This window comes from Streptomyces sp. (assembly GCF_035645055.1).
In the GTDB taxonomy this organism is placed as follows: Bacteria; Actinomycetota; Actinomycetes; order Streptomycetales; family Streptomycetaceae; genus Streptomyces.
The window spans coordinates 35,801-60,751 of the sequence record NZ_DASQNH010000050.1 but is presented as its reverse complement, the minus strand read 5'-3'; the positions used below and the strand labels follow the sequence as shown (position 1 = coordinate 60,751).

Annotated in this window: 23 protein-coding genes; 8 read left to right on the top strand and 15 right to left on the bottom strand. The window is 72.7% G+C overall.

What is annotated here, in order from left to right; translation table 11 throughout:
- The first annotated feature begins 1 nt into the window (after nt 1).
- From VE614_RS16640 to VE614_RS16615, 6 genes are read left to right on the top strand one after another with little or no spacing between them, the layout of a single operon-like run.
- Nucleotides 2-1,360, top strand: coding sequence for an O-antigen ligase family protein (locus VE614_RS16640; RefSeq protein ID WP_324937200.1), 1,359 nt, complete (start codon nt 2-4; stop codon nt 1,358-1,360).
- Entirely contained in the window at nt 1,357-2,994 is a 1,638-nt protein-coding gene (gene murJ / locus VE614_RS16635) for a murein biosynthesis integral membrane protein MurJ (protein WP_324937198.1), read from the top strand. Before VE614_RS16640 ends, murJ begins: the two co-directional genes overlap by 4 nt.
- The gene (locus tag VE614_RS16630) at nt 2,978-3,754 is read left to right on the top strand and encodes a polysaccharide deacetylase family protein (protein ID WP_414719581.1); all 777 of its coding nucleotides are present in this window, start codon (nt 2,978-2,980) and stop codon (nt 3,752-3,754) included. Before murJ ends, VE614_RS16630 begins: the two co-directional genes overlap by 17 nt.
- Before the next feature lie 17 nt (nt 3,755-3,771).
- Nucleotides 3,772-4,953, top strand: coding sequence for a glycosyltransferase (locus tag VE614_RS16625; protein ID WP_324937382.1), 1,182 nt, complete (start codon nt 3,772-3,774; stop codon nt 4,951-4,953).
- Nucleotides 4,953-5,627, top strand: a complete 675-nt coding sequence (locus tag VE614_RS16620) for a lipopolysaccharide biosynthesis protein (protein WP_324937195.1) — start codon at nt 4,953-4,955, stop codon at nt 5,625-5,627. Before VE614_RS16625 ends, VE614_RS16620 begins: the two co-directional genes overlap by 1 nt.
- Complete coding sequence (locus tag VE614_RS16615; protein ID WP_324937193.1) at nt 5,624-6,748, top strand: GNAT family N-acetyltransferase; 1,125 nt, start codon at nt 5,624-5,626, stop codon at nt 6,746-6,748. The genes VE614_RS16620 and VE614_RS16615 overlap by 4 nt, the downstream gene beginning before the upstream one ends.
- Before the next feature lie 37 nt (nt 6,749-6,785).
- Here VE614_RS16615 and VE614_RS16610 read toward each other — a convergent pair whose 3' ends face one another.
- The 9 genes from VE614_RS16610 to VE614_RS16570 form a co-directional block, all read right to left on the bottom strand.
- Nucleotides 6,786-8,117, bottom strand: a complete 1,332-nt coding sequence (locus tag VE614_RS16610) for a glycoside hydrolase family 26 protein (protein ID WP_324937191.1) — start codon at nt 8,115-8,117, stop codon at nt 6,786-6,788.
- A gap of 241 nt (nt 8,118-8,358) precedes the next feature.
- Entirely contained in the window at nt 8,359-9,132 is a 774-nt protein-coding gene (locus VE614_RS16605; RefSeq protein WP_324937189.1) for a hypothetical protein, read from the bottom strand.
- An 825-nt stretch (nt 9,133-9,957) separates the two neighbouring features.
- Nucleotides 9,958-10,188, bottom strand: a complete 231-nt coding sequence (locus tag VE614_RS16600) for a hypothetical protein (RefSeq protein WP_324937187.1) — start codon at nt 10,186-10,188, stop codon at nt 9,958-9,960.
- Between the two features lie 112 nt (nt 10,189-10,300).
- Nucleotides 10,301-10,561: a hypothetical protein gene (locus VE614_RS16595; protein WP_324937380.1), complete on the bottom strand. Its 261-nt coding sequence runs from the start codon at nt 10,559-10,561 to the stop codon at nt 10,301-10,303.
- A gap of 270 nt (nt 10,562-10,831) precedes the next feature.
- Nucleotides 10,832-11,089 carry a hypothetical protein gene (locus tag VE614_RS16590; protein ID WP_324937185.1) on the bottom strand — a complete coding sequence of 86 codons (258 nt, stop codon included), beginning with the start codon at nt 11,087-11,089 and terminating at the stop codon, nt 10,832-10,834.
- 277 nt (nt 11,090-11,366) lie between these two features.
- Nucleotides 11,367-11,624 (bottom strand): hypothetical protein, encoded by a 258-nt coding sequence (locus VE614_RS16585; protein ID WP_324937183.1) that lies wholly within the window; start codon nt 11,622-11,624, stop codon nt 11,367-11,369.
- A gap of 219 nt (nt 11,625-11,843) precedes the next feature.
- A complete protein-coding gene (locus VE614_RS16580; RefSeq protein ID WP_324937181.1) occupies nt 11,844-12,188 on the bottom strand; it encodes a hypothetical protein in 345 nt (114 codons plus the stop codon).
- Nucleotides 12,189-12,620: 432 nt separating this feature from the next.
- Nucleotides 12,621-13,484, bottom strand: a complete 864-nt coding sequence (locus VE614_RS16575) for an ABC transporter permease (protein WP_324937180.1) — start codon at nt 13,482-13,484, stop codon at nt 12,621-12,623.
- Entirely contained in the window at nt 13,481-16,147 is a 2,667-nt protein-coding gene (locus tag VE614_RS16570; protein WP_324937178.1) for a CocE/NonD family hydrolase, read from the bottom strand. The genes VE614_RS16575 and VE614_RS16570 overlap by 4 nt, the downstream gene beginning before the upstream one ends.
- Nucleotides 16,148-16,265: 118 nt before the next feature.
- Here VE614_RS16570 and VE614_RS16565 point away from each other — a divergent pair, with 118 nt between their 5' ends.
- On the top strand, nt 16,266-16,676 hold the full coding sequence (locus tag VE614_RS16565) for a GNAT family N-acetyltransferase (protein WP_324937176.1): 411 nt from the start codon (nt 16,266-16,268) through the stop codon (nt 16,674-16,676).
- Between the two features lie 239 nt (nt 16,677-16,915).
- Here the strand turns inward: VE614_RS16565 and mmsA are convergent, their stop codons facing one another.
- The 5 genes from mmsA to iolC form a co-directional block, all read right to left on the bottom strand.
- Nucleotides 16,916-18,424: a CoA-acylating methylmalonate-semialdehyde dehydrogenase gene (mmsA, locus tag VE614_RS16560; RefSeq protein WP_324937174.1), complete on the bottom strand. Its 1,509-nt coding sequence runs from the start codon at nt 18,422-18,424 to the stop codon at nt 16,916-16,918.
- Nucleotides 18,425-18,438: 14 nt separating this feature from the next.
- Entirely contained in the window at nt 18,439-20,316 is a 1,878-nt protein-coding gene (gene iolD / locus VE614_RS16555; RefSeq protein ID WP_324937172.1) for a 3D-(3,5/4)-trihydroxycyclohexane-1,2-dione acylhydrolase (decyclizing), read from the bottom strand.
- Nucleotides 20,313-21,146 (bottom strand): 5-deoxy-glucuronate isomerase, encoded by an 834-nt coding sequence (gene iolB, locus VE614_RS16550; RefSeq protein WP_324937378.1) that lies wholly within the window; start codon nt 21,144-21,146, stop codon nt 20,313-20,315. Before iolB ends, iolD begins: the two co-directional genes overlap by 4 nt.
- Before the next feature lie 16 nt (nt 21,147-21,162).
- A complete protein-coding gene (locus VE614_RS16545) occupies nt 21,163-22,047 on the bottom strand; it encodes a Cgl0159 family (beta/alpha)8-fold protein (protein WP_324937377.1) in 885 nt (294 codons plus the stop codon).
- A 77-nt stretch (nt 22,048-22,124) separates the two neighbouring features.
- Complete coding sequence (gene iolC, locus VE614_RS16540; RefSeq protein WP_324937169.1) at nt 22,125-23,075, bottom strand: 5-dehydro-2-deoxygluconokinase; 951 nt, start codon at nt 23,073-23,075, stop codon at nt 22,125-22,127.
- A 348-nt stretch (nt 23,076-23,423) separates the two neighbouring features.
- Here iolC and VE614_RS16535 point away from each other — a divergent pair, with 348 nt between their 5' ends.
- Nucleotides 23,424-23,624 carry a helix-turn-helix transcriptional regulator gene (locus VE614_RS16535; protein ID WP_324937167.1) on the top strand — a complete coding sequence of 67 codons (201 nt, stop codon included), beginning with the start codon at nt 23,424-23,426 and terminating at the stop codon, nt 23,622-23,624.
- 239 nt (nt 23,625-23,863) lie between these two features.
- Here the strand turns inward: VE614_RS16535 and VE614_RS16530 are convergent, their stop codons facing one another.
- Nucleotides 23,864-24,940 (bottom strand): zinc-dependent alcohol dehydrogenase family protein, encoded by a 1,077-nt coding sequence (locus tag VE614_RS16530; protein WP_324937165.1) that lies wholly within the window; start codon nt 24,938-24,940, stop codon nt 23,864-23,866.
- Nucleotides 24,941-24,951: the final 11 nt, after the last annotated feature.

Sequence of the window (24,951 nt, the reverse complement as noted above, 5' to 3'; positions counted from 1 at the left end):
GGTGAGCCACGCGTACGCCCTGCCCGCCGCGCGCGAGGCGGCGCCCGTCCTGCCGGTGGTGGCGGTGATCGCCCTGCTCGCGGTGCCCGTCGCCCCGGGCGGTGAGGGGGGCGCGACCGCCGCGGACGCCGCGTCCGGTGTCCTGGTTCTGTGGTGCGTGGTACGTCTGCTGCTCCACCGGCGACGCCCCCTGTCGCGTACCGCCGCCGTGGTGCTGGGCCTGCCCGTGGCCGGGTTCGCGGTGGCGGCGACGGGGGCCGCCGTGCCGGGCGCGGCGGTCACCGGCTTCGGGCGCTGTCTGCAGATCTTCGTGCTCGTCCCGGCCGCCGTCCTGCTGCTCGTCCGTGACCGGCGCGACGTCCGGCTGCTGGCCTGGGCGGTGGTGGGGCTCGCGCTGTGGCAGGGAGCCGTCGGGGTGCACCAGTACGCGACCGGGACCGGCGCCTCGTACATGGGCCGGGAGATCCGCGCCGTCGGCACCTTCGGACCGGGCGACGTCATGGCGATGGCGAGCGTGGTCTCCTTCGGGCTGGTGTGCGCGGTGGGGCTGGCGCTGGGACCCGCGCCGGTACGGAGGGGGCACCTCCCTGCTCGAACGGAGCCGAGAGCTTGGGGGCGGGTGTGGGCCGTGGTGTGCGCGCTGCTGCTGGTGGTGCCGCTGGCGGTGTCCTTCAGCCGGGGCGCGTGGATTGCCACCGCCCTGGCCTGCGGGGCGCAGCTGGCGCTGGCGGGCATGCGGCGGGCGGTGACGGCGGGAGCGGTCGTGGCCGCCGGCGCCGTGCTCCTCGTCGGCGGGTTCGGTGTCGGCTCCGCGCTGCTCCAGGAGAGGCTGAGCACCCTCGGGCAGGTCGCCGACGCACCCGACCAGTCGGTGACCGACCGGTACACGATGTGGGCGGCGGCCGCGGGTATGTGGCGCGAGCGGCCGCTGACGGGCGTCGGTCTCAAAGGCTTCCCCGAGCACCGCGACGGGCACGCCTCGCTGGCCCTGTCCTCAGGGAGCGACACGGAGGGCGCGGGCGCGGCGTACCGGAAGCAGCCGCTGCTGTCGCCGCACAACATGTACCTGCTGGTGCTCAGCGAGCAGGGACTCATCGGGCTGCTGGCGCTGGCGGGGAGCTGGCTGGCCCTGCTGGTGCTGGGGCTGCGGCGGCTGGTCCGCGCACGCCGGGCGAACGGCCCCGGCCTCGACTGCGCGCTGGTCGCCTGCGGGCTGCTGATCTGGCATCTGATCGACTTCGCGTACGCCGACATCGGCGGGCCCACGACCGTCCTCACCGCCGTCTGCTTCGGGTTGGCGGCGTGGTGGGCGCTGGCGAGTGACGACCCGGCCGCCTCCCGGAAGGCCGTGGCACGATGACGATCACCCCTCCCGACGCCAGGGACACCACGCTCCCCCCGGCACCCGCCGGCACGGACACCGGCGGTCCCGGACCCCTCTCGCAGGGCCTTCTCGCCCGGGCCGCCCTCGTCACCGTCGTCCTCTCCCTGGCCGGTGCGCTGCTGGGGCTCGGCCGGGACCAGGCGCTGGCACACCTCTTCGGGGCGGGGAGCGACACGGACGCCTTCCTGGTCGCCTGGACCGTGCCGGAGTTCGCGGCGACGCTGCTGATCGAGGACGGGCTGGCCTTCGTCCTCGTACCGGCGTTCAGCGCCGCCGTGGCCCGCCGAGCCCAGGGCGCTGCGGGCGACCCGGTGCGTGTCCTGGTCCGCGGCACGCTGCCCCGCCTGTCGCTGGCGTTCGCCGCCGTGTCGGCGCTGCTCGTCTGCGGCGCGCCGTACGTGGTCGGGGCCCTGGCGCCGGGGATCCCGGACCCGGATTTCGCGGTGGACTGCACCCGGCTGACCGGCAGCTGTGTCCTCACCTTCGGTCTCGCCGGCTACTGCAGCGCGTTCCTGCGCGCGCACCGCCGGTTCGTCGCGCCCGCGGCCATCTACGTCGCCTACAACGCCGCCATCATCACGGCGATGTTCGTCCTCGGCGGCCGCTGGGGCGTAGGAGCGGCGGCGGTCGGTGTCGCGGTGGGCGGTGTGCTCATGGTCGTCGCCCAGTTGCCCGCCGTTCTCCGGCAGTCGCACCGCAAGCGGAGGGTCCTCCCGGAGGACGCGGCGGACCCGGCGGACCGGCGCGCCATGAACCTCGCCCTCATCGTCACCGTCCTGCTCTTCGCCCTGTGCCGCCAGTCCCAGGTCCTCATCGAGCGCTTCCTGGCCTCCACGCTCCCGGCCGGCGCCATCTCGCACCTGAACTACGCCCAGAAGGTGGGCCAGATGCCGATGGTGCTCGCCCTGATGCTGTGCACGGTCACCTTTCCGGTCGTGGCGCAGGCGCTGGCCGAGGGCGACACCGAGCGGGCCCGCGACCGTGTCGAACGCGACCTCGCGGTGGTGTCGTGCGTCGTGCTGCTCGGCGCCGCGGCCGTCGTCGCGTGTGCCCCGCACCTCGTCCACCTCCTCTTTCAGCGGGGCGCGTTCACCGCGCAGGACACCGCGGCCACCGCCGCCGTGATGCGCGTGTACGCGCTCGGGCTGCTCGGCCACGCACTGGTGGGCGTGCTCGTCCGGTCGTACTTCTCGGCGGGGCGGCCCACCTGGTATCCGGTGGCCGCCATGGCCGCCGGGATCGTCGCCACGTCCTGGATCGGCGCGGCGACGGTCGGCTCGTGGGGCGTGCTGGGGATCGCCGCGGCCAACGCGGCCGGCATCACCCTCACCGCACTGATCCTGCTGTACGGCATGAAGACGCGCGGAGTGCCGATCCGCACGTGGGCGGTGCTGACCGGGATGGGCAGGCCGCTGCGCGCGGCGGTCGTCGCCTGCGGCGTGGGCGGGTTCTGCGCGGGCCGCATCGACTCCCCCGCCCTCGGGCTCGCGGCCGGCGGCACGGCCGTGACCGTCGTCTTCCTCCTGCTCGCCCGGCCCTCGGGCGCGCAGCACCTCGCACCCGCCCTGCGCACCGTCTCCCGGAGGCTTCCGCATGCCCGTTTCCGCTGACCGCGGCCCTTCCACCCCTCCCGCGCCGGCCACGCCCCCGCGCAGGCCCGGTCCTCCCCCGTGGGTGGCGATGTACCACTCGGTGGGCGACTGCTCCCAGGACCCTTACCGCGTCACCGTCTCGCCCCGCCGCCTGGACCGGCAGCTGGGCTGGCTGCGCCGCCGGGGCCTGCGCGGCGTCGGCGTGCGGGAGCTGCTCGCCGCGCGCGCCCGGGGCGCGGGGCAGGACCTGGTGGGGCTGACCTTCGACGACGGGTACGCCGACTTCCTCACCCACGCCCTGCCGCTGCTGCACCGCCACGGCTGCGGCGCCACCCTGTTCGTGCTGCCGGGCAGGCTGGGCGGCGACAACGCCTGGGACCCGCTCGGCCCGCGCAAGCCGCTGCTGTCGGCGGAGGGCATCCGGCAGGCCGCCGCCGAGGGGATCGAGATCGGCTCGCACGGCCTCACGCACGTGGACCTGACCCGGGCCGACGACGCGCTGCTCCACGCCGAGGTGAACGACAGCGGAGACCTGCTCTCCGGCATGACCGGTGCACCCGTCAGCGGCTTCTGCTACCCGTACGGGAAGGTCGACCACCGCGTCGTCGACGCCGTGGAGAAAGCCGGCTACGCCTACGCCTGTGCCACCGACCCCGGCCACCTGGCCGGCCCGCTCGCCCTGCCCCGGGTGCACGTCGGCGAGCGGGACACGGCCTGGCGGCTGCACCTCAAGCGCGGGCTGCACCGGCTGCGCCACCGTGCCGTCGAAGGGGTGTGAACTCCGCGATGCCCGCGCTGAAGGCCCTGCACGTCATCACCGGCCTCGGCGTCGGCGGTGCGGAACAGCAACTGCGGCTGCTGCTGCGCCACCTGCCCGTCGACTGCGACGTCGTGACGCTCACCAACCCCGGCGCGGTCGCCGAGGGCCTGTCGGCGGACGGCGTCCGTGTCGTCCACCTGGGCATGGCCGGCAACCGCGACCTGACCGCCGTCCCGCGCCTGGCCCGCCTGATCCGGTCCGGCCGCTACGACCTCGTGCACACCCACCTCTACCGGGCCTGCGTGTACGGCAGGGTCGCCGCCCGCCTGGCGGGCGTCCGGGCCGTGGTGGCCACCGAACACTCCCTCGGCGACTCGCAGATGGAGGGCCGCGCCCTGACCGCCGGCGTGCGCGCCCTGTACCTGGCCAGCGAACGGCTGGGCCACGCCACGGTCGCGGTCTCCCCCACGGTGGCCGACCGGCTCACGCGCTGGGGCGTACCCGAGCCGCGCATCGAGATCGTGCCCAACGGCATCGACGTGGCCCGCTTCCGCTTCGACCCGGTCGCCCGCGAACGCACCCGCCGCCGGCTCGGGCTGCCGGAGGACGTGTACGTCGTCGGCGGCATCGGCCGGCTGACCGCGGGCAAGCGGTTCGACGTCCTGATCGGCGCACTCGCCCGGCTCCCCCGCGACTACAGGCTGCTGCTGGTCGGGGACGGCCCGCAGGAGAACGTGCTGCGGCGCACCGCCCAAAGGGCCGGGGTGACCGACCGGGTGCTGTTCACGGGCGCACGGCCCTACCTGCCCGACGGCACCTCCGGCCCCGATCTGCCGTCGCTGACCTCGGCGATGGACGTGCTGGTCTCGCCGAGCCCCGAGGAGGCCTTCGGCCTCGCCGTCGTGGAGGGCCTGGCGGCGGGGCTGCCGGTGCTGTACGCCTCCTGTCCCGCCGTCGAGGATCTCCCGCCGCGTCTCACCGCCGGGGCTCGCCGGGTGCGGGGCGACGCGGACGCGTTCGCCCGCGCCCTGGCCGAGACCCGCGCCCTGGCCGAGACCCGGACCGGGGCCGAGACCGGCCGGCCGCACCCGCCGGCCCGCCCTGCCTCGGCCGCCGCCCGCCACTACTGCATCACGCGCAGCGCCGCACGACTCATGGACGTGTACGCGGCCGCCCTCTCCTGCTCGTCCCCGTCACCCCTGGGAGTGACCCCCTGATGACCTCCATCACCTCCAAGGCCGCACCCCCGTCGCCCCCGGCCCGGCGCCTCCCGGCGCTCCGGCGCCTGAGCGCGCTGCCGCGGTGGTCCCTGCTGGTGGCAGGCACCCTCGCCGGAGGCCTCGCCGGAGGCGCGTACGGCGCCCTCACGCCGCCCGCCTACTCGGCCACGGCGTACGTCATCGCCGTACCGACCACGACGTCGGACCCGCAGACGGCGCTCGGCTTCGCCCAGGCGTACGGCCGGGTCGCCACGCAGCCCGCGGTGCTCGGGGACGCCCAGGTGCGGGCGGGGGTGCCGGTGAGGACACTGCGGGAGAGCGTGCGGTCGGCGACCTCGCCGGACGCGCCGATGGTGGCCGTGACGGCCACGTCCGAGCGCGCCGGTCTCGCCGCCGACATGGCCAACGCGGTCGCCCGCTCGCTGACCCGGCACGCCGACGACGCCAAGGTCGCCACGCACGTCGCGCTCCTGCCGTTCTCACGGGCCGTCAAGCCCACCGAGCCGTCCTCGGCGTCCCCGGCGCTGACCGGCCTGGTGGGCGCGAGCGCGGGCGGCCTGCTGGGCGGCCTCGCGCTGCTGGTCCGTCCCCGGCGCGCCGCCGCCGAGGGCGCGCGCCCGGCCACCGTGCCCGGTCCGGCTCCCGCCGCCGACGCGCAGGGACAGCTGTGAGCGCGGTGCTGCGGACCGACGCCGGCACGCTGCGGGCCGCGCTGTGCACGGACGAGCGGGAGTTCGCCGCGCTGGGCCCCGCCTGGGAGCGCCTCTACCGCAGGTGTGCCGCGGCGACTCCGTTCCAGAGCCACGCCTGGCTGCACTCGTGGTGGACGTCGTACGGAACCCCCGGCCGGCTGCGGCTGGTGCTGGTGCGCGACGGCGGCGAACTGCGAGCGGCGGCGCCGCTGATGCGGGTCGGGCGGACGCTGCCCCGGCTCGTCCCGCTGGGCGGGGCGATCTCCGACTACGGAGACGTACTGCTCGACGACGAGCACGCCGACCGTGCGGCGGCCGCGCTCGCCGAGGCGCTGTCGGCGGCCGCCCGCACCGCACTGATCGACCTCCGCGAGGTCCGTCCGGGCGGCGCGGCCGAAAGCGTCTACGCGTACTGGCGGGGACCGCGCCGCCGGGTGCGCGACTCGCTGTGCCTGGAACTGCCCGCCGTGCCGATGGAGGAGCTGACGGCCCGGCTGCCCGGGGCGAAGGCCCGGCGGGCGCGGGCCCACCTGCGCAAACTGACCGCGCTCGGTGTGACGCGCCGGACCGCGCCCCCCGACGAGACGGGCGCGGCGCTGCGGCGGCTCCTCGCACTGCACCGGCTGCAGTGGCAGGGCCGCGGCGTGACGCCGGAGCACCTCCGGGAACGGTTCGCCACGCACGTCGTGCGCGCGGCCGGGGCGCTGGTGCGCTCAGGAGATGCCGTGGTCACCGAGTTCCTGCTGGACGGCGAGGTGGTGGCCGTCGACCTGACGCTGCTGTCGCCTCGCCTGGCGGGCTGCTATCTGTACGGCGTCCATCCGCGGCTGCGCGAGCGGAAGGCGGACATCGCCGTGATGCTGCTGGACGCCGGCACCCGGCACGCCGTCAGCGGTGAGCGCGACACGCTCAGCCTGCTGCGCGGCGACGAACCGTACAAGCGCCGCTGGCGCCCCGAGCCCGTGGTCAACCAGCGGCTGCTGCTGGCCCGGCGGCGCACCGCCCCGCTGATGCCGGTGGTCGTCTGCGAGGTCGCCGCGCGCGCCCGGGCCAGGGAACTGGTGCGCGGCTGGAAGGAACGGCGCGGCGGCGGGACCTGAGCCCTCCGCCGCCGTCCGGCCGGCGGGGACAACGGGGTCACCGGAAGCGCGACCACCAGTCGACGCGGATGCAGAGCCTTCCGCCGAGCCAGTACTCGACCCAGTCGCCCAGGTTCAGCGGCGCGCAGTCCGGGTGGGGCGGCGCCGTCGGTTCCGGCCGGGGCGTCGGCACGGGACTCGGCACCGGCACCGACTCGGAGCGGCCGGAGAGCACGGACCGGTACACCTCGGCCGCCTTCGGGTTCCGCCCGCACTGCCACACGCCGTGCGGGCAGTAGTCGGTGATCGAGTGGTAAAGCGGCTTGTGCACGTCCATCCAGGCGAGCATGCGCCGCATGTACTCCGGGTTGTCGCCGTTGCGGAACAGGCCCCACTCCGGATACGAGATGGGCTTGCCGTGTTCCTTCGCGAACTCCACGTGCTTCCGCAGGCCGTACGGCTCCGTCACCTGTCCGTCGAAGGACAGCCCCTGTGGCTGGTCGTACGCGTCCATGCCGATGATGTCGACCGTGGCGTCCCCCGGATAGCAGTCGGTCCAGGGGACGGCGTCACGCCCGCGGCTCGGTGCGAAGTCGAACCGGAATCGCTGACCCGGCACCGCGCGCATGGTGGTGACGATTCTGTTCCAGTACGTCTTCCAGGCCTCCGGGTCCGGCCCGCATCGGTGGGTGTACGTGACGCCGTTCATCTCCCAGCCGAGCACGAGGACCGTGTCCGGCACCCCCAAGTCGACCAACCGCTCGGCCAGACGGCGGTAGTGCGGGTCGAACTCCCCGGCCGCGCCCCGGCGCAGCAGGGCACGGACCTCGGCGTCGGAGAGGCCGTCCTCGTTGCGTTCCAGCATGGGCACGTTGAGGACGAACATCCGGTCGGCCCTCGCCCGGCGCCAGTTCGCCCACGCGTCGAGGAAGCCGGGGGCGCCTTCGATGTTGCTCCAGCGGTCGCCCGGCAGATAGGTGCGCCCCACGCGCGGGTGGCGGCCGTCCAGCCACCGGCTGATCTCGGCCATACGGAGCACCCCGAGAGGGCTGTAGTGGAGGTAGGCGCCGAAGGCGGGCTGCGGGTCGGGGGATGCGGACAGTGCGGGTGGGACGACGGGAGCCGCCGGAGCCGCCGGCACGGGGACTGTCGGCACGGGGACTGTCGGCACGGGGGCCGCCGGCAGGACTGCCGGCACCGGAGCCGTCGGCACGGGGACTGCCGGCACCGGAGCCGTCGGAACAGGCATCGCCGGAACAGGCGTCTCGGCGGCCTCTTCCACCCCGGCGCCCACGGCGAGTCCGGGTACCTGTGCCAGAGCGGCCGACGCGAGAAGAGCGGCCGCGACGTACACGGCCCATCTTCCGCGGCGCCGTTGCCGAGCGGCCATGGCTGCCCCTCTTCTCCGCTCACCGTGCAGCAGCCGGAGCGTGCGCTGCCACTGGTTTACCCGTATCCGCCCCGTTGATCAGTCATATGTATGCCCACTCTGTCGACTGGGTTCTTCGCCTGCGCACACCCCGACCACCCGCACGAGTGAGCCGCGGCCGAGGAGGTCCAGGGTGATTCCGGGGGAGGCCGGAACGCACCAGGGTGCCGGACGCGGTACGTCCGGCACCCTGAGCGCTGTACTACCGGCGGGACGCGGTCCGGCCTCGTCGGTACAGGACGGCGCCGCTCGTCAGCAGCAGCGCGGCGACGCCGGAAGCCGCCAGCACCTGCTGGCCGCCGCCGGTCTCGGCAAGAGAGGGCGGCTCGACCGAGGGCTCGGTGTGCGGTGGGGACGACACAGGCGGCGTGGTCGGCGGCTTCGTCTCCGCCGGCGGCGTGGTGGACGGTGACGTCGGCGGCTTCGTCTCCGCCGGCGGCTTCGTCGTCGGCGTGTCGCCGTAGCCGCCCTCCTCCTCGCCGTAGCCGCCTTCCTCCTCGCCGTAGCCACTTTCTTCATGGCCGTAACCGACGTCGCCGCCGCTGTCGCCTTCTCCGTGGCCGCTTTCGTCGTGGCCCTGGCCGTGGCCGGCGTCGTCGTCGCCGTATCCGCTCTCTTCGCCCGAGGTGGCCGATGACGTCAGCGGTGCCGTCTGTGCCGACGGCGCGGTGGAGTGCTGCGTGGAGGAGGCGCCCTGGCCACCCGGCGTCTTGGAGTCGTCGGCGCCGACGTTGCCGGAGCCGCCGGCGTCCCCGTGACCGGCCTTGTCGACGTCATCACTGTCGTGGCCGTAACCGTCGCGGTCGTCACCGGAGCCGGAGGCCGGGCCGCTCGTGCACGAGTCCCCGGAGGACGGGTCCACCGTGGTCTGCACGCCGCTGGATTCACCGCAGGCGCTTGCGGAAACCTCGGAGTGCGAGACCGCGAACGCCTGGATACCGTACATGGGCAGGATGCCCGTCGCGGCGGCGGCCACGACCATTCCCCTGCTCAGTTTTTTTCGCATTCTCGTCGTCTTCCTGCTTGAAGGGGAAATGCCGGCCCTGGATGCGAAGGAAGGTCCAAGGCCAGCTCGTGCGTGCTGGTGACAGGAACTGGGATGAGGGCCAGGCATGACGGGCCGATGCCCACTGCGGGACGGGTGAGGACTGGTTCTCGTCAGCCCTTTCCCCTCGTCTTACGGCTGTGCCCCGAGACGGCTTCCCGCCTCCCGTAGTTCCGCCTCCTCTTGATCTTCTGGCTGGTCCAGTGATGGGATCCGGTGAAGTGCCAGTACCGGCAGTCCGAGCATCGGTAGATACGGTCTGGAATCTTCCTCAGCAGTGGCTGCTTGATCAGCCAGAGCCTCGCCTCGGATTCAGTACGGAACGACGCTTTTCCTGTCTCCGGACAACGCGGCAGGATGATCACATCGGCCATCTTTCCTCCGAGGCGGGATTCAACTCACATGTCTCTTCAGCACAAGGATGAGAACCGATACTGCATCAGCAGGAAATCCACCATCAAGCAGATGACACCCTTACGGACGAGTAGTCATCCAACTTCATCCGCATGGCCCTGTATGCAGCTGATGTGAAGTGAACTGATCGGATGATGGGGCTCAATCCCGGCACGTCACTCCCGCCACGCGAAAAAGAGGCAGCGGCCATCGAGAGGATGACCGCTGCCGATATCGGGGCGAATGCGCAACACGAGTGGAGGAATCCGGTGGCTCTACCGACGGATCTCTCGGCCGGCCCATTCAAGACGCGTCCACATCGCCGGACTCACCCCTTGGACCTACCGCCGGACGATCAGCCGCTCAGCGACCTGGACCCACATGCGAGCAGAAATTGCCGATCTTCGTGACGTTGACGCCCGATGCGGTGATCGGCGCGTCGACCACAACCAGAGAGGCGTTGAATGTCTGTTCGCACTTCAGGAACTGCGTGTTGCCGCTGCCCGCACCGGACGGTTCCTCACCGGCGTCGCCGGCCTGAGCTGTTCCGGCGCCCGTCACACCGGCACTGCCGATAGCAGTGGCCATCAGCATGACTTTCCTGAACCTGCGCATGTGCATCTCCACGGGCTGACCACAGGCGATTACGAGAAGAGCGGGCCGCACACTGAGGCGCGAGGCCCGAATTCTTCACGAGGCCGCGGAATCAGTCCTCGACAGGCCCGGCCACCGTGCAGAAGTTGCCGATCGTCTGGGTGTTGTCCCCGATGACCGTAACCTGAACGGGCGCAAAGATGAGGCCGCCGTTGAACTCCTGGTCGCACTCCACGAGCTGCAGGTTGTCGATGGCGATGCCGGACGGCTTCTCCTCCGACTTGTCCTTGTCACAGGCGTGAGCGACTCCGCCACTGAGTGCCATGCCACCCACCATGACCGCTACGGCCGCGGCCTTCTGGAACTTCTTCATCACTTCTCCGATTTTCTTGGCGCGCCCGGATCCATTACGGACCGTGCTCGGACAGATACAGACGATAACACGCAGTCCACTCAATACTGGATTCCCCGATACGCCATATGGGGTAATGATTGGCGCCGGACCGGGACTACAGAGGAAACCGAGGATTGCGAAAGACGGGAAGAACAGCACCGGACCCCGATCGGGGCAGCCGGCACGGCCAGGACGAGAAGCGGGTCTCGCGCCGAAAGCGCGAGACCCGATCTTCACAATGCCGCGGAATCAGTCCTCGACAGGACCGACCACCGTGCAGAAGTTTCCGATCACCTGGGTGTTGTCCCCGGTGCCCGTGATCTGAGCGGGCACGAAGAGGGCGCCACCGTTGAAGTCCTGGTCACACTCCACGATCTGCACGTTGCCGAGGATGACGTCGCCCGCGTCCTTGTAGTCGTGGCCGCCATCGGCGTGAGCGACCCCGCCACCGAGAGCCATGCCGCCGACCATGACCGCCACGGCCGCGGCCTTCTTCAGCTTGTCCATCACTTCTCCGATTTCTTCGCACGCTCGGGCCAATTACGGACCGTGCTCGAACAGTTACAGACCATAACATACGGCTCACTCGAAGCGGCATTTTCCGATACGCCATATGGGTAATGATTGATGCTTGCACGCCTCATCTCTCTCCGGGCATGCTCACCGGCCACCAGAAATACCGATCAGCCATTCGAAGAAAAGCCACGGGAGTGAGCGCGCCGGTCCAACGCAAAGCGGGTCTCGCACCAAAGGCGCGAGACCCGATCTTCACAATGCTGCGGAATCAGTCCTCGACAGGACCGACCACCGTGCAGAAGTTGCCGATCACCTGGGTGTTGTCACCGGTGACCGTCACCTGAGCAGGCACAAAGGCCACGCCGCCGTCGAACTCCTGGTTGCACTCGACAGCCTGCAGGTTGCCGATGATGACGTCACCCGCGTCCTTGTAGTCGTGGCCGTCACCGGCGTGGGCGACCCCGCCACCGAGAGCCATGCCGCCGACCATGACCGCCACGGCCGCGGCCTTCTTCAGCTTGTCCATCACTTCTCCGATTTCTTCGCGCGCTCGGGCCAATTACGGTCCGTGCTCGGACAGTCACAGACGATAACACAGGAAACACGTACCGCTGCATTTCCGGCACACCAATCGGAGCGTGACTAATTGATTCATATGTGTTTTATTGCAGGCTGTCGCGGCGCAGCGCCGCGGGATGGACGGCGGGCCGACCGCGCCCATGAGACGTCGTCGGCCCGGAGAGCGTCAGGGGGTGCAGAGCGTGGTGCTCTCGCCGTCGGTCCGCAGCGTGGCGCAGGCCTGCTGAACCCGGGGCACGGTGACGGTGACGCTCTGCTGGACGCCGGCCTGAACGGTCTGCTGCAGACTCATGAGCTCGGTACCGCCCGCGGTGATGCGCACATCGACGGTTCGCGTCTGGGCGCATGTGACACTGACGCTGATCGTGCTGGTCGTGGCGTTGCTGACGTTCTGGACGCCAACGGCGCAGGGGAAGACATGCTGCGACGCGGCCTGCGCGGGCGCGGCGGCGGCGACCGGCGCGAAAGCCAGCAGGGCGGTGGCCGCCGAGCGGAACATGAGATGAGGCATCGGTCCTCCATCTGTCGATGAGGGCAACCGGCATGGACCGTCGCCCCTCGATTGAGGCTGAATGTCCCTTTATTGGACATTTGAGGGCATGTGATCACGGGCGCGCCGGGGTGTGCAACACCTTCAGCGCCGTCCAGCTGATCACCCGGCGTTGGCGGCAGGTGCTCCCCGCGCACGCGTTGTCGTACGCCGTCGGCGCAGCAGCCGGAGTGCGGGGCGGGTCGAGGGCGGGCGCACAGCCTCTACGAACGGCGGCTGGCGGACGCATTGTTGAGCGCCTCGATCTCGTCCGCTTACGCCGCCGTCATCGCGTGGCGCTTGATCTTCAGGGACGGTCGGGCAGCGGCGGCGCCATACGGGTGGTTGTCGCCGACGATGCGCCGGCCGTTGGGCCCGCCCTGTGACCAGGTCACGCGTCCGGCCCGGCGGACGCTAGGACACCACGTCCTTGCGGGCGAAACCGCGGAACGCCAGGGCGACCAGCACGAGCGCGTACGTCACCGACAGGGCCGTGCCCTGGATCATGTCCGTCCACTGCAACCGCGGCTGGACGGCGTCGAGCCAGGCGTACTGCCAGTGCGCGGGCAGGAAGTGCCGCCAGTCGCCGAGCGCCGTGATCTCGTCGAGCACGCTGCCGATGACGGTCAGGAACACGGCGCCGCCGACCGCGCCCAGCGGCGCGTCCGTCCGGGTCGACAGCCAGAAGGCCAGGGCGGCGGTGACCAGTTGGGACACCATGATGTACGCCGTGGCGATCAGCAGGCGCGTCGCGGCGGTGCCGGTGGGCAGGGTGCCGCCGGTGGGCAGCTGCAGCGGGCCCCAGCCGTACGCGGCCGTGCCGACGGCGAGCGCGACGGCAGGCAGCAGGACGAGGGCGGCCAGGCTGAGACCGAGCCCGACGACCAGCTTGGACCACAGCAGACGGGCGCGCGGCACCGGGGCGGCGAGCAGGTAGCGCAGCGACGACCAGCCCGCCTCGGAGGCGACGGTGTCACCGCAGAACAGCGCCACGGGGATGACGAGCAGGAAGCCCGCGGAGGCGAAGAGATTCACCGCGGCGAAGTTGGCCCCGGACGCGGTGGCGGCGTCCATGAGGTTGATCCGGTCGTTGCCCTCGCCCGGTTCGCCGCCGATCTGGAAGGCGACGAGCAGGACGAGCGGCAGGGCGAACAGGACCCCGCCCATGACGAGCGTGCGCCGGCGCTTCAGCTGGCGGACCAGCTCGACCCGCAGGGGCAGGGTGCGGCCCGCCCGGTAGCCGGACGCCGCCTCGGTCCGCTCGGTGAGCGTGCTCATGCCTCGGCTCCGATCAGGGTGAGGAAGGCGTCCTCCAGGCGGCGGTGCGGGCCGACCGACGCCACGGGCACCTCCAGCCGGACCAGGTCGGCGACCAGGCGCTGTGCGGTGCCGTCGGCGCCGAGCCGGACCAGGAGACCCTCGTCGGTGCGCGCGGCCGAGGCCACGCCCGGCAGGGCGGCGACCTTCTCGACGACGACCTCCTCCAGGGGGGCGGCCGTGCCGACCAGCAGGGTGTCGCCGGAGCCGACGATCTCCGCCACCGGGCCGGCCTGGACGAGCTGCCCGTGGTCCATCACCACCAGGTGGGTGCAGGTCTGCTCGACCTCCGCCAGGAGGTGGCTGGAGACGATCACGGTGCGCCCGGCGGCCGCGTACCGGATCATGACCTCGCGCATCTCGCGTATCTGGGGCGGGTCCAGGCCGTTGGTCGGTTCGTCGAGGATGAGCAGGTCGGGCAGGCCGAGCATGGCCTGGGCGATGGCGAGGCGCTGGCGCATGCCCTGGGAGTACGTGCGCACCGGGCGGGCCAGGGCCTCGCCGAGGCCCGCGATCTCCAGGGCCTCGTCCAGGTGGGCGTCCCCGGGCGGGCGGCCGGTGGCACGCCAGTACAGCTCCAGGTTCTCGCGGCCGGACAGGTGCGGCAGGAAGCCCGCGCCCTCGACGAAGGCGCCGACCCGCGACAGCACCGGGGCGCCGGGGCCGATGGCGTGGCCGAAGACGCGGACCTCACCGCCGTCCGGCCGGATCAGGCCCATCAGCATGCGCAGGGTCGTCGTCTTGCCCGCGCCGTTGGGGCCGAGCAGGCCCAGCACCTGGCCCTGCTCCACGCGGAAGGACAGGTCCCGGACCGCGTACCGGTCGGTGGACTTGGCGTACCGCTTGGTCAGGCCCGTGATCTGGAGGGGGACGTCGGCCAGCGCGGGGTCGGGCGGGGCGGGGGCCACCGTGCGGCGCCGGCCGGTCAGCACCAGCGCCAGCGCGGTGCCCGCGCCGGCGAGCGGCAGCCACCACACCCAGGCGGGCAGCGTGCCCTCGGCGCTCGACTCGCCGAGCGCGCTCGGGACCTTGAGGTCGCCCTTCAGGGAGACCGTGTACGTCGCCGGGGCGGCCGGGGAGGCGTAGGCGAGGTCCGTGGAGGCGAGGACCAGCCGCAGGCGGTGGCCGTCGTCCCATTCGTGGTCGATGGCCGGCAGGGTGAGGGTGACGTCCTTGCCGGCCTTGGCGCCCTCGACCCGGACGGGGGTCACCAGCTGGGAGGGCAGCACCGCCGCCCGGCCGCCGCCGGGGCCGACGTCGTAGAGCTTCGCGAAGAGCACGGCGTCCTCGCTGGTCGACCTCACGTGCACCGTGACCGTGGGCGAGCCGGTGATCTGGAGGTCGTCGCGCAGGGGCGCCGACTCGAACGCGGCGAACTGTCCGGGGAAGTCCAGGGACACGCCGATGCCGAGCGCGGACAGCCGGGCGAGACCGCCCGCGCCGCCGAGGCCGGGCAGGGAGGAGACGCCGGGCGGGCTGGCGCCGGCCGGGTTGGCGAAGCTCTGCTCGCGACCGGTCAGGGCGACCGGGCGCATTCCGCTGCCCAGCCCCGGGTAGCGGTCCGCGGTCGCGCCGCTCAGCCGGGGCTCGCCGTCGCCGGTGCCGGTGCCGGCGACGAGGGTGCGGGTGACCCGGAAGCCGGATCCGGTGGTGACGCTCTCGTCGTCCTTCAGGTAGCGGTCGAACCAGGTCCGCACACGCGTCCGGACGCGGCTCGTCTCCATGTCGCCGCCGTCGTGGCCGCCCGCGATCCAGTCGACGTCGACGGGGGCGCCGTTGGCGCGGATCGCCTTCGCCGCCTGGTCGGCCTGGCCGAGCGGGAACAGGGAGTCGGACTGGCCCTGCACCAGCAGTGTGGGCACCTTGATGCGGTCGCCGACCGCCGACGGCGAGCGCTCCTCCAGCAGCTTTTGCGCCTCGGGACCGGGCTCGCCCGACTCGGCGACCCGCTCGTACATCCGGCACAGCACGGGCTCGAACTTCTCGCAGCCGCCGCCGGAGTTGACGAAGATGCCCGCCCACAGCTTCTTGAACACGCCGTCCGGGAACAGGGCGTCGGCGAGGTTCCAGTACGTGAGGGCCGGGGCGATGGCGTCCACCCGGTCGTCGTGGCCCGCGCCCAGCAGGGCGATGGCGCCACCGTACGAGGCGCCGGACATGCCCACCCGCGGGTCGCCTGGTTTGTCGAGCTGGACCTGGGGCTGCCCGGCGAGCCAGTCGATCAGCTTCGAGACGTCGGCGACCTCGCCCTGGGGGGCGTTCAGGCCGATCTTCCCCGTGGACTTCCCGAAGCCGCGCGCCGACCAGGTCAGGACGGCGTACCCGTCCCGGGCCAGGTCCTCCGCCTGCTGCCGTACGTCGTCCTTGCTGCCTCCGAAGCCGTGCCCGAGCAGCACGGCGGGGCGACGGCCGCCCGGGCCGGAGGTGAAGTACGAGGTGTCGATGCGCACCCCGTCGCCCATGGCCATGACCCGGTCGGCGCGCTGCACGGCGGGCGCCTCGTCGGAGGCGACGGCCGACCAGGTACCGGCGCCGGCGAGCACCACGACGGCGGCCGCGGCGGCGGCGAGCCGGCGCGGCCGCCGTGACAGCGGCCCCCGCAGCACGGGCAGTCGGAGATCCATGCCTCAACGGTACGGGGCCGACCTGTCGGCGGCAGACAGCTTGTGGGCGGAGCCCCACCCCCTCCCCGAGGAGTACGAGCCCGCCCGCGCGTACCGCGCCCGTGGTACGAACGGCCGCATGGACATTCGCCGAGCCACGACGGTGACGGAACTCGCCACCGCCGAGCCACTGTTCGACCACCCCGTGCGTCCCGAGTGGGCGGAACGCTTCCTCGCCGCGGCCGGACACCACCTGTTCCTCGCGTACGAGGACGACGTCCCCGTCGGCTTCGTCAGCGGCGTCGAGACCGTCCACCCCGACAAGGGCACCGAGATGTTCCTGTACGAACTGGGGGCGGCCGAACCGTCCCGGCGGCGGGGCGTCGGACGCGCGCTGGTTCGGCGGCCGGCGGAGCTGGGGCGGGAGCGGGGCTGCTACGGGATGTGGGTGGGGGTCGACACCGACAACGAGGTGGCACTCACCGCGTACCGCAGCGCGGGCGGCCGGGAAAACGGCGGCTGCACGGTGGTGACCTGGGACTTCACCTGAGCGAAGCGTGCGGAACATGGACTCCGCACGAGGTCGCCCACTACCGGGGCAGCGTCGGCGCGGAGCACACCGGGAAGTGCAGGCTCACCGAGGCCGAGAAGATCACGGCTCCGCCCGCCGCCGAGACCGGCGACCTCACCGAGCAGGTCGGGGAAGAGCGGGACGCGGCGATCGGTCAGTGAGCCGCCGGCGCCCCGGTCCGCCGTGTCGCTCGGCGGACCGGGGGCGTCCGGGCCGGCTCAGTGGTTGCGCGGGAAGCCCAGGTCGACGCCTGCCGGGGCGTCGGCCGGGTCGGGCCAGCGGGTGGTGACGACCTTGCCGCGGGTGTAGAAGTGCGTGCCGTCGTTGCCGTAGATGTGGTGGTCGCCGAAGAGGGAGTCCTTCCAGCCGCCGAAGGAGTGGTAGCCGACGGGGACCGGGATCGGGACGTTCACGCCGACCATGCCGGCCTCGATCTCCAGCTGGAAGCGGCGGGCCGCGCCGCCGTCCCGGGTGAAGATCGCGGTGCCGTTGCCGAACGGGGAGTCGTTGATGAGGGCGACGCCCTCCTCGTAGGTGTCCACGCGCAGCACGCACAGCACCGGGCCGAAGATCTCGTCCTGGTAGGCCTTGGCGCTGGTCGGGACCTTGTCGAGGAGCGAGATGCCGATCCAGTGGCCGTCCTCGAAGCCCTCGCCTTCATAGGTGTACGCCGAACCGTCGAGGACGACCTCGCAGCCCTCGGCCGCCGCGTTCTCGACGTAGGAGGCGACCTTGTCGCGGTGGACCTTGGTGATCAGCGGGCCCATCTCGGACGCCGGGTCGTTGCCGGGACCGATCTTGATCTTCTCGGCGCGCTCGCGGATCTTCTCCACCAGCTCGTCGCCGATCGCGCCGACGGCGACGACCGCCGAGATGGCCATGCAGCGCTCGCCGGCCGAGCCGTAGGCGGCCGAGACCGCCGCGTCCGCCGCCGCGTCCAGGTCGGCGTCGGGCAGGACCAGCATGTGGTTCTTGGCGCCGCCCAGGGCCTGCACGCGCTTGCCGTTGGCGGAGGCGGTGGTGTGGATGTAGCGGGCGATCGGGGTGGAGCCGACGAAGGAGACCGCCTTGACGTCGGGGTGCTCCAGCAGGCGGTCGACGGCCACCTTGTCGCCGTGCACCACGTTGAAGACGCCGTCGGGCAGGCCCGCCTCGGCGAGCAGCTCGGCGATCCGCATGGACGCCGACGGGTCCTTCTCGCTCGGCTTCAGCACGAAGGTGTTGCCGCACGCGATGGCCAGCGGGAACATCCACATCGGCACCATCGCCGGGAAGTTGAACGGCGTGATGCCGGCGACCACGCCCAGCGGCTGGCGGATCGCGGCCACGTCGACCCGGCCGGCGACCTGGGTGGACAGCTCGCCCTTGAGCTGGACGTTGATCCCGCAGGCCAGGTCGACGATCTCCAGGCCGCGGGCGACCTCGCCGAGGGCGTCGGAGTGCACCTTGCCGTGCTCGGCGGTGATCAGCTCGGCGATCTCGTCGCGGTGCGCGTCCAGCAGCGCCCGGAAGCGGAAGAGGATGGTCGTGCGCTGGGCCAGCGAGGACTGGCCCCAGGTCGTGAAGGCGTCCTTCGCGGCGGCGACCGCGGCGTCCACCTCCTCGACGGAGGCGAACGCGACCTTGGTGGTGACCGCGCCGGTCGCCGGGTCCGTGACCGGCCCGAACGTGCCCGACGCGCCCTCGACGGTCTTCCCGCCGATCCAGTGGTTGACGATCTTCGTCATGCCCAGTTGCTCCTTCACAGATGGCGGCGTCGGGTCGAGACGTGCCGGTCGTACAGCTCTCGTGCCTTGACCGCCGACGGTCGGGTCGCGGTCTCGGCCACAGGTACATCCCACCAGGCCTGCGCCTCGGGCGCGCCCGACACTGTGTCTGCCGTTTCGGTCTCCACGTAGACACATGTGGGAGTGTCGGCGGCCCGCGCCTCCGCGAGCGCGGTGCGCAGGTCACGCAGGGTGCGGGCGCGCAGCACCCGCATGCCGAGGCTCTCCGCGTTGGCGGCGAGATCGACGGGGAGCGGCGCCCCGGTGTAGGTGCCGTCGCCGGAGCGGAAACGGTAGGCGGTGCCGAACCGCTCGCCGCCGACCGACTCGGACAGGCCGCCGATGGAGGCGTAGCCGTGGTTCTGCACGAGCAGCATCTTGATCGCGATGCCCTCCTGCACGGCCGTGACGATCTCCGTCGGCATCATCAGATACGTCCCGTCGCCGACCAGCGCCCACACCGGCCGGTCGGGCGCGGCCAGCTTCACGCCGATCGCGGCGGGGATCTCGTAGCCCATGCAGGAGTAGCCGTACTCCAGGTGGTACTGGTCGCACGACCGGGCCCGCCAGAGTTTGTGCAGGTCACCCGGCATCGATCCGGCCGCGTTGATGATCACGTCCCGCTCGTCGACCAGGGCGTCCAGGGCGCCGAGGACCTGCGTCTGGGTCGGGCGGGCGTCGGGGTCGTGGGCGGCGTAGGCGGCGTCGACGCGCTGCTCCCAGCGCTCCTTGGCCCGCGTGTACCCGGCCCGGTAGGCGTCGTCGACGCGGTGGCCGTGCAGCCGCAGCGCGTCCGTCAGCTCGGTCAGGCCGCTGCGGGCGTCGGCGACCAGCGCGAGGCCGGCCATCTTGTGACCGTCGTAGGGGGCGATGTTCAGGTTGAGGAAGCGGACGTCCGCACTCGCGAAGAGGGTGTTCGAGGCGGTGGTGAAGTCGGTCCACCGGGTGCCGACGCCGATCACCAGGTCGGCGGCGCGGGCCAGCTCGTCGGCGGTGGCGGTGCCGGTGTGGCCGATGCCGCCGACGTCCTGCGGATGGTCGTACGGCAGGGAGCCCTTGCCCGCCTGCGTGGCGGCGACCGGGATGCCGGTGGCCTCGGCGAACTCGGCGAGGGCGGCCTCGGCGCGGCTGTGGTGGACCCCGCCGCCAGCGACGATCAGCGGGCGCCGGGCCGCACGGACCGCCCGGACCGCCTCGGCGAGTTCGGCCGGGTCGGCGCCGGGGCGGCGGATCACCCAGGTGCGCTCGGCGAAGAACTCCTCCGGCCAGTCGTACGCCTCGGCCTGCACGTCCTGCGGCAGCGCGAGGGTGACGGCGCCGGTCTCGACGGGGTCGGTGAGCACCCGCATGGCCTGGAGGGCGGCCGGGATGAGGGCTTCCGGGCGGGTGATCCGGTCGAAGTAGCGGGACACCGGGCGCAGGCTGTCGTTGACCGACACATCGCCCGCGTACGGCACTTCGAGCTGCTGGAGCACCGGGTCGGCGGGGCGGGCGGCGAAGACGTCGCCGGGCAGGAGCAGCACCGGCAGGCGGTTGACGGTGGCGAGGGCGGCGCCGGTGACGAGGTTGGTGGCGCCGGGGCCGATCGAGGTGGTGACCGCGTGTGTGGACAGGCGGCCCGACTGGCGGGCGTAGCCGACCGCCGCGTGCACCATGGACTGCTCGTTGCGGCCCTGGTGGAACGGCATGACGTCGGCGTACTCGACGAGCGCCTGCCCGATCCCGGCGACGTTGCCGTGGCCGAAGATGCCCCAGGTCGCGCCGATCAGCCGCCGCCGCTCGCCGTCGCGTTCGGTGTGCTGGGCGGCGAGGAAGCGGACGAGCGCCTGGGCGACGGTGAGCCGCGTGGTCATCGGTACCCCCCTGTGCTTTCTACGTGGTCCGGGTGGAAGCAGATCCGCCACTCCCGGGTCGCGCCCGGGCCCGCCATGACGTTCAGGTAGTACATGTCGTGGCCGGGCTGGGCGACGGACGGGCCGTGCCAGCCGTTCGGCACGAGGACGGCGTCGCCGGAGCGGACCTCGGCGAGCACGTCGGCGCCGCCCGCGCGGGAGGGGAAGACCCGCTGGTAGCCGAAGCCGTTCGGGCCGTCGATCTCGAAGTAGTAGATCTCCTCCAGCTCCGCCTCCTCGCCGGGCCGGTGCTCGTCGTGCTTGTGCGGCGGATACGACGACCAGTTGCCGCCCGGGGTGATCACCTCCACGGCGATCAGCCGGTCGCAGTCGAACGCGTCGGCGGAGGCGAAGTTGCGCACGGTGCGGGCGCAGGTGCCGCTGCCGCGCTGCTCGACGGGAACCTCCGGCGCGGGGCCGTAGCGGGCGGGGAGTCGTCGCTCGCACTTCGCTCCTGCCAGGGCGAAGCGGCCTCCCGCGCCGGAGGCGATCTGGGTCCGGGCATCCCGGGGGACGTAGGCGAAGTCGGTGACGGACGCGAACACGCTGTCGCGCCCCTGGAGTTGGAACTCCGCCCGGGCTGTCCCGTCCTCGGTGCGCACCGTACAGCCGCCGCTGAGCGGGAGCACGATCCACTCGCTGTCCCCGGCGAGCAGGGTGTGTTCGCCGCCGGGCGGCAGTTCGACGATCCGCAGGCCGCTGTAGGTCCAGCCGGCCCGTTTCGGGTCGATGGCGAGCGCGTGGTCCGCGTCGGCGGCGGCGCCCTTCGGCACGTACAGCTCATTCGGCATGTCGCTCATGCGGCCCTCACAGCAGTCCTACGGCGGTGTCCACGGCGGCGGCCACGTCGCCGTCCGCCGGGTACAGCAGCGACCGGCCCACGACCAGCCCGCGCACGGTGGGCAGGCGCAGGGCGCCGCGCCACTTCTCGTACGCGCCGTCCTGATCGTCCCCCACCTCGCCGCCCAGCAGCACCGCCGGGAGGGTCGAGGTCGCCATGACCCGCGCCATGTCGTCGGGGTCGTCGGTGACCGGCACCTTCAGCCAGGTGTAGGCCGAACTGCCGCCCAGGCCCGAGGCGATGGCGATCGACCGGGTCACGGCGTCGGCCGACAGATCGTTGCGCAGCCGGCCGTCCTGATCCCGGCGGCTGATGAACGGCTCGACGAACACCGGGAGACGGCGGGCGGCCATCTCGTCGATGGCGCGGGCGGTGGACTCCAGGGTGTTGAGGGAGCCCGGGTCGTCGTAGTCGATACGCAGGAGCAGCTTCCCGGCGTCGAAGCCGAGCCGCTGGATGTCCTCGGGGCGGTGGCCGGTGAAGCGGTCGTCGAGTTCGAAGCGGGCGCCCTGGAGGCCGCCGCGGTTCATCGAGCCCATGACCACCTTGCCGTCGAGGGCGCCGAGCAGCAGCAGGTCGTCGAGGATGTCGGCGGTGGCGAGGACGCCGTCGACGCCGGGGCGGCCGAGCGCCAGGCAGAGGCGGCCCAGCAGGTCGGCGCGGTTGGCCATGGCGAGCCCCCGGTCGCCGACGCCGAGCGCGCCGCGGGCGGGATGGTCGGCGGCGACGATCATCAGGCGGCCGTGGTCGTCGAGGAGCGGCCGGCGGGTGCGGCGCGCGGCCGCCTCGGCGACGGCCTCGGGGTGGTGGGTGCGCAGGCGGACCAGCTCGGCGACGTCGACGGCGGGGATGCCCGGCCCGGCGGCCGGGGGTGTGCCGCCGCCCGTCGCCCCGCCGCTCTCGTGGTGCGCGTTCACCCGGCCCGCCCTCACAGCACCGCTCCCGCGCTCAGTGCCGCCTCGATCTCGTCCAGGGTGGGCATCGCGGAGGAGCACTCCAGGCGGGAGGCGACGATCGCGCCGGCGGCGTTGGCGTACCGCATGATCCGCTCCAGGTCCCAGCCGGCGAGCAGCCCGTGGCAGAGGGCGCCGCCGAAGGCGTCCCCGGCGCCGAGGCCGTTGAGTACGTTCACGGGGAGGGGCGGGACCTCGGCCGATCCGCCCTCGGCGTCTACGGCGAGGACGCCCTTGGGCCCCTGTTTGACGACGGCCAGCCGGACCCCGGCGGCCAGCAGGGCGCGGGCGGCGGCGTGCGGTTCGCGGACGCCGGTGGCGACCTCCACCTCGTCGAGGTTGCCGACGGCGACGGTGGTGTGTTTCAGGGCCTCGGCGTAGAACGGGCGGGCGGCCTCCGGGTCCTGCCAGAACATGGGACGCCAGTCCAGGTCGAAGACGGTGGCGGCCGCCTTGGCGCGGTGGGCGAGGGCCGCCAGGGTCGCCGTACGGCTGGGCTCCTCGCTCAGGCCGGTGCCGGTCACCCAGAGGATCCGGGCCTCGCGGAGGGCGTCGAGGTCGAGTTCGTGGGCGTCGATCTCCAGATCGGGGGCCTTGGGCCGGCGGTAGAAGTAGAGCGGGAAGTCGTCCGGCGGGAACACCTCGCAGAAGGTGACCGGGGTGGGCAGTCCGGGCACGGCGGTGACCCAGCGGTCGTCCACGCCGAAGTCGCGCAGCGCCTGGTGGAGATAGGTGCCGAAGGGATCGTCGCCGGTGCGGGTGATCACCGCCGTGCGGCGGCCGAGGCGGGCCGCGGCGACCGCCACGTTGGCGGCCGATCCGCCGAGGAACTTGCCGAAGGACGACACCTGCGGGAGCGGGACGCCGGTCTGGAGCGGATAGAGGTCCACGCCGATGCGCCCCATGGTGATCAGGTCGTACGCCATCGAGATCCCTTCGCGTCGCGCCTTCGCGGCTCTGTGAGGGTTTGTAGTCGCGGGCGGACGACCCTGTCAATAGTTTGTCCAGACATTCGGACTAGACCGACCGGATATCGCCCGGCCGGGTGAGTGGGAGCGGGAGGACCTTTTGCCACGCGTTCGTCACAAACACCACCCTTGCGTCACAGATGTCCCATGCATGTGACGCACCTGTCACGTCCGGTCAACGACCGCTCACGAGCGGTCACCGTGCGTCGTTGAGGGGGCACAGGCTCAGTGATCGCCAGCGCAGCGCCCGGCTCCCTCGACGGCTCCCCCGGCCGCCGCCGCGGCGCGCGCGGGGAGGTGCACCACATGACCGACCGAAGGCTCTGGTCCTACAAGGACATCGCGGCGCACATCCGTGTCCAGCCCGACACCGTCCGCTCCTACCGCAAGCACGGCCTGCTGCCCCCGCCCGACCACGTCGAGAGCGGCAAGCCGTACTGGTACGCGGACACCATCCGCGCCTGGGTCGCCTCCCGGCCCCGCAACCGGGGGCGCAGACGGGACTGACCCCCGCCACCGGAAAAGACTCCGTGCCCACCTCGCCGTGGGACACGGTGCCGTCCATGGACTTATCCGGGAAGCCCGTCCTCACCGGCGAGCGAGTCGCGCTGCGGCCGTTCACCGAGCACGACGCCGCCGCGATGCGGGAGATCATCGGCGACCCGAGGCCGTCCGGTACACCTTCGGTCCGTCCACCGGCCTCACCCCGGAGCGGGTGCGCGCGTGGTACGGCTCCCGCCAGGTGCTCATGGCGATGCGAGACCGCGGGCGGGCCGCGCTCGGCTCCACGGCTCGATGACCGTCACCCCGGCCCCCGGTGCCGTGCCCAGCGCGGCGAGGGCGGCCGGGGCGGCGGCCAGCGGGATCGTCGAGGTCACCAGCAGGTCGGGGCGCAGGGCGCCGGCGCGGACCAGCTCCAGCATCGGCGGGTAGGTGTGCGCGGCCATGCCGTGGCTGCCGAGAAGTTCCAGCTCCAGGGCTACCGCGCGGGCCAGGGGCACGGGCGTGGTGCCGTCGGGCGAGGGCAGCAGGCCGACCTGGACGTGCCGGCCGCGGCGGCGCAGGCCGTTCACGGAGGCCGCGCAGGTGGCGGGCGAGCCGAGGGCGTCCAGGGAGAGATGGGCGCCCCCGCCGGTCAGTTCCCGGACCGCGTCGGCGGTGTCCGGCACCCGTGTCCCGTCCACGCACTCCGCGGCGCCGAAGGCGCGGGCCAGGCCGAGGGCCCGCGGCGATATGTCCACCGCGACCACGCGCGCCCCGGCCGCCGCCGCGATCATCACCGCGGACAGCCCGACGCCGCCGCACCCGTGCACCGCGACCCACTCCCCCGCCGTCACCCGGCCCTGCTGCACCACCGCCCGGAACGCGGTGGCGAACCGGCAGCCCAGCGAGGCCGCCGTGGCGAAGGACATTCCCTCGGGCACGGCGACCAGGTTCACATCGGCGTGGTCCAGCGCCACGTACTGGGCGAAGGACCCCCAGTGGGTGAAGCCGGGCTGGGTCTGCCGCTCGCACACCTGCTGGTCGCCCGCCGCGCACGCCGGGCAGCCGCCGCAGGCGCAGACGAACGGCACGGTGACCCGGTCGCCGGGCCGCCACCGGGTCACCCGGGCGCCGGCCGCCTCGACGACTCCGGCGAGTTCATGGCCGGGCACGTGCGGGAGGGCGATGTCCGGGTCGTGCCCCTGCCAGCCGTGCCAGTCGCTGCGGCACAGCCCGGTGGCCTCGACGCGCACCACCACACCGTGCCCGGCGGGCCGCGGGTCCGCCACCTCCCGCACCTCGGCCGGCTCCCCGAACCGTTCGAACACCACCGCCCGCATACGCCCCTCGC

What these genes read in the sequence shown, in the direction of transcription:
- murJ (WP_324937198.1), top strand. Translation starts at nt 1,357, where the DNA reads ATGACGATCACCCCTCCCGACGCCAGGGACACCACGCTCCCCCCGGCA.
- VE614_RS16630 (WP_414719581.1), top strand. Translation starts at nt 2,978, where the DNA reads ATGCCCGTTTCCGCTGACCGCGGCCCTTCCACCCCTCCCGCGCCGGCC.
- VE614_RS16620 (WP_324937195.1), top strand. Translation starts at nt 4,953, where the DNA reads ATGACCTCCATCACCTCCAAGGCCGCACCCCCGTCGCCCCCGGCCCGG.
- VE614_RS16610 (WP_324937191.1), bottom strand. Translation starts at nt 8,117, where the DNA reads ATGGCCGCTCGGCAACGGCGCCGCGGAAGATGGGCCGTGTACGTCGCG.
- VE614_RS16600 (WP_324937187.1), bottom strand. Translation starts at nt 10,188, where the DNA reads ATGCTGATGGCCACTGCTATCGGCAGTGCCGGTGTGACGGGCGCCGGA.
- VE614_RS16595 (WP_324937380.1), bottom strand. Translation starts at nt 10,561, where the DNA reads ATGAAGAAGTTCCAGAAGGCCGCGGCCGTAGCGGTCATGGTGGGTGGC.
- VE614_RS16590 (WP_324937185.1), bottom strand. Translation starts at nt 11,089, where the DNA reads ATGGACAAGCTGAAGAAGGCCGCGGCCGTGGCGGTCATGGTCGGCGGC.
- VE614_RS16585 (WP_324937183.1), bottom strand. Translation starts at nt 11,624, where the DNA reads ATGGACAAGCTGAAGAAGGCCGCGGCCGTGGCGGTCATGGTCGGCGGC.
- VE614_RS16580 (WP_324937181.1), bottom strand. Translation starts at nt 12,188, where the DNA reads ATGCCTCATCTCATGTTCCGCTCGGCGGCCACCGCCCTGCTGGCTTTC.
- VE614_RS16575 (WP_324937180.1), bottom strand. Translation starts at nt 13,484, where the DNA reads ATGAGCACGCTCACCGAGCGGACCGAGGCGGCGTCCGGCTACCGGGCG.
- VE614_RS16570 (WP_324937178.1), bottom strand. Translation starts at nt 16,147, where the DNA reads ATGGATCTCCGACTGCCCGTGCTGCGGGGGCCGCTGTCACGGCGGCCG.
- VE614_RS16565 (WP_324937176.1), top strand. Translation starts at nt 16,266, where the DNA reads ATGGACATTCGCCGAGCCACGACGGTGACGGAACTCGCCACCGCCGAG.
- mmsA (WP_324937174.1), bottom strand. Translation starts at nt 18,424, where the DNA reads ATGACGAAGATCGTCAACCACTGGATCGGCGGGAAGACCGTCGAGGGC.
- iolD (WP_324937172.1), bottom strand. Translation starts at nt 20,316, where the DNA reads ATGACCACGCGGCTCACCGTCGCCCAGGCGCTCGTCCGCTTCCTCGCC.
- iolB (WP_324937378.1), bottom strand. Translation starts at nt 21,146, where the DNA reads ATGCCGAATGAGCTGTACGTGCCGAAGGGCGCCGCCGCCGACGCGGAC.
- iolC (WP_324937169.1), bottom strand. Translation starts at nt 23,075, where the DNA reads ATGGCGTACGACCTGATCACCATGGGGCGCATCGGCGTGGACCTCTAT.
- VE614_RS16535 (WP_324937167.1), top strand. Translation starts at nt 23,424, where the DNA reads ATGACCGACCGAAGGCTCTGGTCCTACAAGGACATCGCGGCGCACATC.
- VE614_RS16530 (WP_324937165.1), bottom strand. Translation starts at nt 24,940, where the DNA reads ATGCGGGCGGTGGTGTTCGAACGGTTCGGGGAGCCGGCCGAGGTGCGG.